At 58.6% G+C, this 10936-nt stretch carries 10 protein-coding genes and 1 tRNA gene; 5 read left to right on the forward strand and 6 right to left on the reverse strand.

Going from position 1 to position 10936, the window contains the following annotated elements:
* Positions 1–38 precede the first annotated feature (38 nt).
* The 3 genes from ABJP42_RS13010 to ABJP42_RS13020 all read right to left on the reverse strand — a co-directional run bounded on the left by ABJP42_RS13010 (position 39) and on the right by ABJP42_RS13020 (position 3806).
* A complete protein-coding gene (locus ABJP42_RS13010; RefSeq protein WP_348341005.1) occupies positions 39–959 on the reverse strand; it encodes a branched-chain amino acid ABC transporter permease in 921 nt (306 codons plus the stop codon).
* A gap of 59 nt (positions 960–1018) precedes the next feature.
* Positions 1019–2155: an ABC transporter substrate-binding protein gene (locus ABJP42_RS13015; protein ID WP_348341007.1), complete on the reverse strand. Its 1137-nt coding sequence runs from the start codon at positions 2153–2155 to the stop codon at positions 1019–1021.
* Positions 2156–2582: 427 nt separating this feature from the next.
* Positions 2583–3806 (reverse strand): NnrS family protein, encoded by a 1224-nt coding sequence (locus ABJP42_RS13020; protein ID WP_348341009.1) that lies wholly within the window; start codon positions 3804–3806, stop codon positions 2583–2585.
* A gap of 204 nt (positions 3807–4010) precedes the next feature.
* Here ABJP42_RS13020 and ABJP42_RS13025 point away from each other — a divergent pair, with 204 nt between their 5' ends.
* A complete protein-coding gene (locus tag ABJP42_RS13025) occupies positions 4011–4706 on the forward strand; it encodes a Crp/Fnr family transcriptional regulator (RefSeq protein ID WP_348341011.1) in 696 nt (231 codons plus the stop codon).
* Positions 4707–4734: 28 nt separating this feature from the next.
* Positions 4735–5427 (forward strand): NnrU family protein, encoded by a 693-nt coding sequence (locus tag ABJP42_RS13030; protein ID WP_348341013.1) that lies wholly within the window; start codon positions 4735–4737, stop codon positions 5425–5427.
* 34 nt (positions 5428–5461) lie between these two features.
* On the opposite strand, the gene ABJP42_RS13035 is transcribed toward ABJP42_RS13030, so the two are convergent.
* Genes ABJP42_RS13035 through ABJP42_RS13045 form a run of 3 tightly spaced genes read right to left on the reverse strand, consistent with a single transcriptional unit; the run spans position 5462 to position 8504 of the window.
* Complete coding sequence (locus ABJP42_RS13035; RefSeq protein ID WP_348341015.1) at positions 5462–6160, reverse strand: GntR family transcriptional regulator; 699 nt, start codon at positions 6158–6160, stop codon at positions 5462–5464.
* A complete protein-coding gene (gene argE, locus ABJP42_RS13040) occupies positions 6161–7315 on the reverse strand; it encodes an acetylornithine deacetylase (RefSeq protein ID WP_348341023.1) in 1155 nt (384 codons plus the stop codon).
* A 4-nt stretch (positions 7316–7319) separates the two neighbouring features.
* Positions 7320–8504, reverse strand: coding sequence for a M24 family metallopeptidase (locus ABJP42_RS13045; protein WP_348341017.1), 1185 nt, complete (start codon positions 8502–8504; stop codon positions 7320–7322).
* Positions 8505–8667: 163 nt separating this feature from the next.
* On the opposite strand from ABJP42_RS13045, the gene ABJP42_RS13050 reads away from it, so the two are divergent.
* From ABJP42_RS13050 to ABJP42_RS13060, 3 genes are all read left to right on the forward strand, one after another.
* Positions 8668–10044, forward strand: a complete 1377-nt coding sequence (locus ABJP42_RS13050) for an aspartate aminotransferase family protein (protein WP_348341019.1) — start codon at positions 8668–8670, stop codon at positions 10042–10044.
* Between the two features lie 282 nt (positions 10045–10326).
* A tRNA-Ser gene (locus ABJP42_RS13055) sits at positions 10327–10416 on the forward strand.
* A gap of 149 nt (positions 10417–10565) precedes the next feature.
* Positions 10566–10936: Arm DNA-binding domain-containing protein (locus tag ABJP42_RS13060; RefSeq protein WP_348341021.1), on the forward strand; the 371-nt coding region annotated here is incomplete at its 3' end.

Consider the following 10936-nt stretch of genomic DNA (forward strand, 5'->3'; position numbering starts at 1 on the left):
ACAGCATGGCGGCGTTAAAAATCTTCTCGCGCCCCATCTTATGCGCTCCCCCCAAATAGGCCTGACGGGCGCACCAGCAGCACCGCCGCCATCAGGATATAGATCAGCATGGAGGCCAAAGAAGCTCCCAGCGAAGCGGCACTTGCCGGCTCCATCATCAGCGCAAAGAGACGCGGTAGGAAAACCCCGCCCAATGTATCGGTCAATCCGACCAGCAGGGCGCCAACCAGCGCCCCCTTGATTGAGCCAATGCCGCCAATGACGATGACCACAAAGGCGAGGATCAGCACCGGTTCTCCCATGCCAACCTGCACCGATTGAATCGCACCGACCAAGGCGCCGGCCAGCCCGGCAAGGGCAGCGCCCAGCGCAAAGACCAGCGTGTAAAGCTTGGAGATATCCACCCCCAGCGCCGCGATCATTTCACGGTCGGCTTCACCAGCGCGGATCTGCACGCCAATGCGGGTGCGGGCAATCAGCCAGAACAACCCGGCGCCGACCACCAGACCAATCACGATAATCGCCAGACGGTAGAGCGGGTATTGAATACCCCCCGGCAGGGTCACCGGCCCGGACAGATAGCTCGGCACGTCCAGAAACAGCGGGAATGAGCCAAAGAGCCAGCGGGTGCCTTCGGAAAAGATCAGGATCAGCGCAAAGGTCGCAAGCACCTGATCCAGATGATCCCGGTCGTACAATCGCCGAATGACAGTGACCTCCACCAGCGCACCAGCCGCAGCGGCGGCCGCCAGACTGGCCATCAGAGCCAGCACAAAGGACCCGGTCCAGCCCGCCACAGCGGCGGCAGCAAAGGCCCCCACCATGTAAAGCGCACCATGGGCGAGGTTGATCAACCCCATGACGCCAAAGACCAGCGTCAGACCAGCCGCCATCAGGAAGAGCATGACCCCGAACTGTAAACCGTTCAGGACCTGCTCAAGAATGAGAATAAGAGACATGGGGGTTCTTTCCTTAGGTCGGGGCCGCGCCTTGCGCAGCCCCGCCTGTCGGGCTTTGCTTACATGTTGCACTCGGACGCATAGGCGTCCGCGTGATCAGACAGACCGGTAGCAATGATCTTGTTGGTGAAAACATCACCTTCCTGGATCACTTCGCGCACATAGATGTCCTGCACCGGGTGGTGGTTGTCGCCAAATTTGAAATCACCACGCACCGAGTCAAACTCAGCAGCCTTGAGCGCGGCCCGGAAGGCGTCCTGGTCTTTGACGTCAGCCTTGTCCAAGGCGCTGAGGATCAGGTTGGCGGTGTCAAAGCCCTGGCTGGCATAGAGCGAGGGCAGACGACCGTATTTGGCCTGAAAATCCGCAACGAAGGCCGCATTGGCCGCGTTGTCGATGTCCTTGTTCCACTGCGAGGTGTTCTTGATGCCCAGCGCTGCGGCACCCACGGCCTGGAGGATGCCCTGATCAAAGCTGAAGGCAGGACCCACAACTGGCAGGTCAACACCGCTGTCGGCATATTGCTTGAGGAAGGAAATCCCCATGCCGCCGGGCAGGAAGAAATAGACCGAGTCAGCTCCCGAGGCGCGGATCTGGGCGATCTCGGCAGCGTAGTCGGTCTGGCCGAGCTTGGTGTAGATTTCACCAGCCAGCTCACCGCCATACATGCGTTTGTAGCCGGTCAGCGCATCCTTGCCCGCCGGATAGTTCGGCGCCAGGATAAAGCTGTTTTTAAGCGCGGCGTCATTGGCATAGGCACCAGCAGCTTCGTGCAGGTTATCGTTCTGCCAAGCGACGTTGAAATAGTTTTTGTGGCAGCGCTTGCCCGCCAGAACCGAAGGGCCAGCATTGGGCGACAGGTAGAACACATCCTGCGCCGTTGCTGCCGGCACCACGGCCATTGCAAGGTTGGACCAGATGATGCCGGTCATGATGTCGACTTTCTCGGATTGGATCATGCGATCGGCAATCTGAACGGCGCTTTCGGGTTTGCGCTGATCATCCTCGATCACCACTTCCACATCGTCGCGACCCGCGGCTTCGATCGCCAGCATAAAGCCGTCACGCACATCCACTCCCAGACCAGCGCCGCCGCCGGACAGGGTCGTGATCATGCCAATTTTGGTATCGGCCTGGGCCGCAAGAGCCAGCGTCGAAACAGCTGTCGCCAGTGCCAGTGATTTCAAAATCTTCATTTTTAACGTTCTCCCAGTGTACTTCGTGTACTCAGTGTTTTGCCCCGCGTTGATCGCAGGTGCCATAGCGCCACTATTCCCGTATCAGCCAGGCGGCGCCAGTTTTTCTTGCCCAAATCCCGCCCCATCTGTCGTGGGGCTTACCGGGACCAGGGCAACGGCCTGCAACTGCAGAGCCGCTGTCTGGGTAAAACTGTAAGCGCCATGCGCCTTTTATTTCAAGATTAAAATATCGAACCCTAAAACATCTCCGCTGCCCTGCCCTGTTTTCAGGCAATCACCAGAGCCAGCCCAGAGCGGAAAACTGACCTCGCGGTCACTCTTCTATGAGGCAAGCGCAAAGACGTAAAACAGGCGCAAAGTGCTCAGCGGTAACAAAGTTGGGGTGAACATCTCAATGAACTAGGGTTCCGAACAGAAATAGGTTTTATTTCTGCGCCTTAGCTACCACTCCAGGAGCGGGATTGGGACTGCGCCGAGCGGTGTTTTCGACCAAGAGCCAGGGGAGCAACCGAAGGCAAAGCAGCGCAAAGGACAATGTCCAAAGCCCGGCAGACAGATCCACCCCGACATCCTCCAGCTGGACAATGACCACCCCCAGAATGCGAACCATGGCCGCCAGCAACAACAGGGCAAAGCCGATGGTCAACACCCTCCCTGCCACCAGCGCGCGCCCGGTATGGCCCAGCGAAGCCCGCATCATAACGGCCATAGTCATGCCGCCAACCGCACCGATTCCCAGTAAATGCACCGACGCAACCTGCTCCACCAGCCCAAAGGCGGCAAAGCCGGAAACCATCACCCCCAGAGGAACAAAGAAATAGGCGACATGCAGCATCACCAGCAAAGGTGAGGCCAGCACGGACAGACCGCGCCAGCGGGTCAGCCGGGCGACATGCAATACAGCCGCGAGCAGCAGCAACAGGCCAGAAACACCCGCCTCGGGTGCCAGAACCCAAGAGATGAGTGCCAGCACCCCAACGATAAGTGACAGGGCATCAAAGCGGGAAAAGGCAATGGGCAGGGCCGCATCCTTGCCCCGTTCTTTGACCAGCCAGTTGCGGGTAAAGCTGGGAATGATACGCCCCCCAATCAGCATGATCAAAAACACCAAGAGCGCGATTCCTAGACGCCGCCCATAGTCTGACGCTCCACTCACCATCACCTCGATGTGAAACAGGACATTGGCGACCGCCAACAACAGGACTGGCACCAGCACCTTGAGATTACGCCAGTTTTTCCCGGCAATGACCTCCCGTGCAATCATCGCCGCCACCAGAAACAAGAAACTGCCGTCCAGTGCCAGCACCAAAACCGGAGAGATCCCGTCAAAACCCCAAAGCACTATTCGCCCCAGGACCCAGACCAGACACAGCAGCGCCAGCGGCCAGCCCTTGATTGGCAATCGCCCAGTCCAATTGGGCACGGCAGTGAATAAAAACCCGGCCAGCACCGCGCTGCCATAGCCAAAGATCATCTCGTGGATATGCCAGTCCACGGATGAAAAATGCCCCGCGTAGTCTAGTTCCCCCCGCCAGATCAACAGCCAGAGTGGCACCACCAAAAGGGCAAAGACACTGGCGCCAGCAAAAAACGGGCGAAACCCATAGGAAAACAGGGCAGGACCTTGGAAAGGGGGGCGCGGTGACATTGGCGGTTCCTTTGCACTGGAGTGGATTAGCGCCCCTACGCAAGGGGGGCGCTCAAACCATAACATCTGCGAATTGGCCGATGATAACGGCCAACCGGGTGTTTTCTAAACCCCAGCTTTGATCTATCAACGAGGGTGGTACGTTGTTGTGCCACAAACTCGAATTCAAAAAAGCGCCTTTGCAGCGGCAGCTCAGGAGATCTCGTGGCCCAACTTGACGCAAGTCTGCTGACCACCTTGCCGCCCTTTTCGCAGCTGTCACAGGCACAAATCCGCGAAATTCTCGATCAGGCGAGCTCGAAACGCTATGCGGTCGAGACCGAAATCTTCCGCGAGGGCTATGAGGCCGACCGGTTCTATCTGCTGCTTGATGGTCATCTGCGGGTGGTACGCACCACTGTCGACGGCGAGCAGATCATTGCCCTGCATATCCCGCCCGGGCAGCTGTTTGGCATTGCGCCAGCGTTACAGCGCGACACCTACCCCGCCACAGCCTTTGCCGCCTCCGAAGCGCTGGCGCTGTCCTGGCCAGTGCGGCTCTGGCAGCCCTTTGTGCAGAACTACCCCGGCTTTGCCACCGAAAGCTACAAGACCCTCGGCGGGCGGCTGGATGAGATGCAGACCCGGATCACCGAACTGGCAACCCAGGGCGTGGAACGACGGGTGGCAGCGGCCCTGCTGCGGCTGGTCAGCCAATCCGGCAGTCAGGTTGAGGGCGGGGTTGAAATCGCTTTTCCCATCACCCGCAAAAACATCTCTGACATGACCGGCACCACATTGCATACCGTCAGCCGCCTGTTGTCGGCCTGGGAAAAGGCAGGCACTGTGCGCTCGGCCCGCAAACGCATTGTGGTCACAGACACCAATCGCCTCTCTGACCTGAGCAGTTCAGCAGGCTAGCCACAATCCACAGGGAGATCCAAAGACAATGTCAGACTGGTTAGGTTTTGCACTCTCCCTCAGCGCCTTTTTGGCCAGCCACATCATCCCCCGCATTGGCGGGATGCGCGATAAGCTGATCCAAAAACTCGGAAGACGGCTTTATTTTTCCCTCTATGGCGCGCTGTCGCTGGTGCTCTTTGCCTGGCTGATCGTCCAGGTCTCAGAGGCACCAAGGTTAGAGATTTGGCCCCAGCAGGCCTGGATGCGCTGGCTGCCAAATCTGGCCATGCCCCTGGCCTTTGTTCTGATTTTTTGCGGCTTGGGGCTACGCAATGCCCATACCCTCGGCGGCACTCAGAAATCCCAGTTCACCTCTGTTGATCCCGGCATCGCCGCCGTGAGTCGTCACCCGCTGCTGATGGCTTTGCTTATCTGGGCCGCGACTCATTTTGTAGTCAATGGTGACCTGGCCCATGTGCTGATGTTTGGTAGTTTTGCTAGCTTTTCCCTGATCGCCATGTGGGCGTTTGACAAGAAAGCCGCGCGGGAAATGGGCGACCACGCCGAGGCGTTTTTTGCAAAAACCGCCTGGCTGTCGCTAACGCCGCTACTGCAAAAGACCTGGTTGCACCGCAACCTGCGTGATCTGGCACCGCGCTGCGTGCTTGGGCTGTTGTGCTGGGCTTCACTGCTGCCGCTGCACGAAGCGATCATTGGGGTCTGGCCCTTCCCCTTGTAAGCCTTCCCCAAGGCAGATCCAGCACCTACAATCTTCAACTGGTTTTTTGCTGCAACCGATTAAAGCTCATCGAGATATGGGCCCGCTGGATATGAGCCACGGCCTCAACATCACCTGAGCGCAGCGCCAGTTGAATGGCCTCCAACTCGTGCTGAAAGATGCGGAATTCCTCTTCCAGATTCAGTTGCGCCTCTTCCGCGGCCCTGAGCCAGAGCCGTTTGGTCTGGAAATACAGGCGTTCCAACGTATGGCGCAGTGGAAGATTGTCTGTCAGCTGCAACAGCGCCTGAAACACATCAATATCAAACTGGGTAAAGGCCCGCGCGGTGCCGGAATGGACGATCTCGGCACCGCGCAGCACCAATTGATCAAACTGCGCGATAAACCCGGCATCCGGTGTGACCGGATCCAGCCGCGCGGTCAGGGCAATCAGTTCCACCCGCAGGCGGTAGACCTGCTCCAGCTCCGCAAGGTCGGCATCGGTGACAACAGTGCCAACACCATGCACCGACTGCACCAGGCCCTCGTCCTCCAGCCGCGCCAGTACCCGACGGATCGGGGTGCGGCTGGTGCCAAACTCCTCAGCCAAGGCCACCTCTGACAGGCGCGTTCCCGGTAGGTATTCGAGCAAACAGATCCGCTGGCGCAGCAGGTGATGCATCAGGGCATGTCGATCCCGCACTGACAGCCCTGCATCTTCCAATGCCTCTTGCGGTGAGGGGGTGTCGGTCACCTAAAGATATCTCCCAAGTCGCCCCAACACGGAGAGGCATTGATCCAATTGATCCAAAGCGAGGTATTCATCCGCCTTATGCGCCTGGGCAATCGAGCCCGGACCACAGACGACTACATCCATGCCAAGAGCCTGGAAAATACCCGCTTCGGTGCCAAAGGCAACCAGATCGGCGTCATTGGCACCAGTCAGCTCAGACATGATACGGCGGGCCTCGTTTTGGGCCATCGGCTCTAACCCGGCCACCTCGCCAATGGTTTCAAGGGTGATCGAAGCCTCAGGATGGGTCTGGCGCATGGCCGGCAAAAGCTCTGTCTCACACAGTTGGTGCAAAGCGGTTTTGACAAAATCGGCATCGCGGGAGGTTACTGGCCGCATCTCCCAATCAACCTGCGCCTTTGAGGCGATCACGTTATGCGCCACCCCGCCCCGCAGGGCCCCGACATTGACCGTGCTCCAGTGCGGATCAAAACGGCTGCCTTTGGGTGCCATCGCGCGCAGGCGCTGTTTTAGCCGCAACAGCTCCGCAACATAGCGCACCGCATATTCCACTGCGTTGACGCCCTGATCCGGCGCCGATCCATGGCCCTCAAGCCCATGGAAGTGAGTGCTGTATTCATAACACCCCTTGTGACCTTCGATCACCCGCATCTCTGTAGGCTCACCTATAATGGCCACCCCCGGCGTCAGCCCACGCGCCCTGAGATCCTCTGCCAGGTGCTGCGCGCCAAAGCAGCCAACTTCCTCGTCATAGGTAAAGGCAAAATGTATCGGCCGGGCGCTGACCTGCCCCGCATAGGCAGGCGCCATGGCCATACAGGCGGCAATAAACCCCTTCATGTCGCAGGTTCCACGGCCATAAAGCCGCCCCTCGCGCTCCTGCATCACAAAGGGGTCAGAACTCCACTCCTGATCGGTCACCGGCACCACATCGCTATGGCCGGACAACAGGATGCCGCCATCCACCTGCGGCCCCAGCGTCGCAAAGAGATTGGCCTTCTTCCCACAGGAAGAAGAGGTGAGATCAACCTTGGCGCCACACTCCTCAAGCAGCCCTGCCGCATAGGCAATCAGCGCCTGATTGCTCTCGCTGGACACAGTGGGAAAGGCAATGAGATCGCTCAGGATCTCACAGGTGCGCGCCCGTACATCCATCGCCCTAGCCTTTGACGAAGAGCTTGCGCTCCACATCACACAGGGTTTCTGCCGCGCCGTTTTCAGTGATCAAAATGGTCTCGGTGGTTTCTAACCCCCAGGTCTCCATCCAGAGTGCTGGCATGAAGTGAAATACCATGCCCGGCTCCAGTACCGTCTCATCTTCGCTGCGAATAGAGGCGCTGCGCTCACCCCAATCCGGCGGATAGCTCAGCCCGATGGGATAGCCACAACGCCCCTCGCGGTGGATGCCATGGCTTTTCAACACATCAATAAAGGCATTGGCGATATCGCAGGTGCGATTGCCCGCCCGTGCCGCCTGCAGGCCCGCCTCGATGCCTTCAAGCTGCGCCGCCTCGGCTGCAAGCACTTCTTGAGGCGGGGTACCAAGATAAACGGTCCGGCACAGCGGTGCATGGTACCGTCGGTAACAGCCCGACAGCTCAAAAAAGGTCGCCTCGCCAGCGCGCATTGGCGCACCATCCCAGGTGAGATGCGCCGCTGTTGCATCCAGACCCGAAGGCGTTAGCGGCACAATCGCAGGGTAGTCGCCCCAGTCATCGCCAACACCCGTGATGCCGGCATGATAGATATCGGCCACAAGGTCGTTCTTGCGCACCCCCGGCGCGGCGCGTTCAATGGCGGTGGCCATGACCTTTTCCGAAATCCGCGCGGCCTTGCGAATAAAACCGATCTCATCCTCGGATTTCACCAGCCGCTGCCAGTTGACCAGCGCAGTCGCGTCCAGCAACTGTGCATTTGGCAGCTCGGCGGTCAGCACTGCATGGGCCTTGGCGGAGTAATAGTAATTCTCCATCTCGACACCAATGCGGGCGCCTTCATACCCCAGTTCCCGGATGTGGCCCGCCAGATCCTGCATCGGGTGGCGCTCGGTTGATTGCACGTAGTGGTCGCCGTAGCCATGGATATTGTCAGCAGACATCCAACAGGTGCGTCCTGCCCCGATGCTGTCCATATAGCGCCCCCACCAGATCGGCTCTCCTTCCAGCCCCAGCAGCACCCCCTGATGCACATAGAAAGACCAGCCGTCGTAGCCGGTAAGCCAAGCTTGATTTGACGGGTCCGCCACAAACAACAACTCAATCCCAGCCCGCTGCATGGCGGCACGGGTCTTGGCGATACGACGGTCATATTCAGCGCGGCTGAACGGGGCATTTCCTGGGGCCACTACGTTATCCTTTCTGAGGTATAAGGAGTTGTGATGTGTACAACATCAAAAACATCATGGAGTTTTTTAAAGATTACTGCCAAGTTTCACCACAAAGGCAAGTGATTCATTTGCCGTTGTACACAAATATGCAAATTCTACGCGACAGAGACGGGAAGACATGATGCTGAAGAACGATCAACTGGACAGCTGGGACCGCGACAACTTCTTTCACCCCTCCACCCACCTGGCACAGCATGCCCGGGGGGAAAGCCCCTCGCGCGTCATCAAAACCGCCAGCGGCGTGCATATCGAGGATCGCGATGGCAATCAGCTACTGGATGCCTTTGCCGGGCTCTACTGTGTCAATGTCGGCTATGGCCGCCAGGAAATTGCCGAAGCCATCGCAGCCCAGGCGAAAGAGCTCGCCTATTACCACTCTTATGTAGGCCACGGCACCGAGGCCTCGATCACCCTGTCCAAAATGATCCTCGACCGTGCACCTGCCAATATGTCCAAGGTCTATTTTGGCCTTGGTGGATCGGACGCTAATGAGACCAACGTCAAGCTGATCTGGTACTACAACAACACCCTTGGCCGCCCGGAAAAGAAGAAGATCATTTCGCGTTGGCGCGGCTACCATGGCTCCGGCCTGGTCACCGGATCGCTCACCGGGCTAGAGCTGTTTCACAAGAAATTTGACCTACCCCTGGCCCAGGTACTGCACACCGAAGCGCCCTATTACTTCCGTCGCGAAGACATAAACCAGACCGAAGAACAGTTTGTTGCCCATTGCGTGGCCGAACTGGAAGCGATGATCGAGCGCGAAGGCGCAGATACCATCGCCGCCTTCATTGGCGAGCCGGTTCTGGGCACCGGTGGCATTGTTCCCCCCCCCGAAGGGTACTGGCCCGCCATTCAGGCTGTGTTGAAGAAACATGATATCCTGCTGGTCGCTGACGAGGTGGTCACCGGCTTTGGCCGCCTGGGCTCCATGTTTGGCTCAGATCACTACGGGCTGGAGGCCGATATCATCACCATCGCCAAGGGGTTGACCTCGGCCTATGCGCCACTCTCCGGCTCCATCGTCTCGAACAAGGTCTGGAAAGTCCTAGAGCAAGGCACCGATGAAAACGGGCCCATCGGCCATGGCTGGACCTATTCCGCCCATCCCATTGGCGCGGCAGCCGGAGTAGCCAACCTCAAGCTGATCGACGAGCTGAACCTGATCGAAAACGCCAGCGCCATTGGCGCCTACCTGCAGCAAAGCATGCGCGAAGCCCTGGGTAATCACCCCCATGTCGGCGACATTCGCGGCGAAGGTATGCTCTGCGCAGTGGAGTTTGTTCAGGACCGGGACCGCCGCCGCTTCTTTGACCCGGCAGACAAGATCGGCCCACAGGTCTCAGCCACATTGTTGGCCCAGGACAGCGTCATCGCCCGTGCCATGCCCCAGGGCGACATCCTGGGCTTTGCCCCGCCTTTCTGCCTCACCCGTGCCGAGGCAGACACCGTGGTCGCCGCCACCAAACGTGCAGTGGAAACCGTTGTGCCGCGCTAGCCCCCACCCCCGTCCTTGCTGCAAAATGATGCTGCTTGGGCGGGCGCATCTTTTACCGCTGCGCCCCTGCAATCCCCTTCGCAAAACAGCAACCCGCGTGCTACGCCTTGCCCGTTCAATCCGCAAAACACCAAGCAGAGGGTTACGCAGCGCGACTTCCAAACCCGCCAAGCATGTCCGGATTTTGCCTTGTGGTCGCCTTTCTGAGACCACCTAAAAAAATCCACGACCTCTCCCTTTTGCCTCTTGTCTCCTCGGAATTCCAAACATATACGGGTCAACGGAGACGTGGCCGAGTGGTCGAAGGCGCTCCCCTGCTAAGGGAGTAGGCCCGGAAGGGTCTCGAGGGTTCGAATCCCTTCGTCTCCGCCACCCACACTTTTTGTTCGATTTTCTTGGATGACCCAAACCGCCTTAAACCTCAGAAAACCTGAAACAACCTGCTAAATTTAGGTTTCGCTAGATTTCATTCGGTTGCCGATGTACGCTTTCATTGCGTGGTACATAAGGTGGTATGTCGAGTGGCGGCGCTGGGCGGGAAGCTAACCAAAAAGATAGTTGAGAATCTTGGGCCTGGACGTCATGGTGATGGAGCGGGGCTTTATCTCGTTGTTGACCCTTCCGGTGCGCGGCGCTGGATTGTACGTGTCACGGTCAAAGGACAGAAGAACGCGAAGGGTGCACCGCTGCGCACGGACTTTGGATTGGGTGGGGCTGATGTGGTGACGCTCAACCAAGCACGCGAGCGGGCCTTGGAATATCGGCGCATGGCAAAGTCGGGCCTAAACCCGCGATACAATGCCAAGCGCGAGGTGCCGACGTTCGAGGAACTCAGTCGCCAAGTGCATATTGACCGCCTTCCCACATGGAAAAATCCGAAGCACGGCCAACA

Origin of the sequence: Pseudophaeobacter sp., assembly GCF_039971195.1 — a bacterium.
In the GTDB taxonomy this organism is placed as follows: domain Bacteria; phylum Pseudomonadota; class Alphaproteobacteria; order Rhodobacterales; family Rhodobacteraceae; genus Pseudophaeobacter.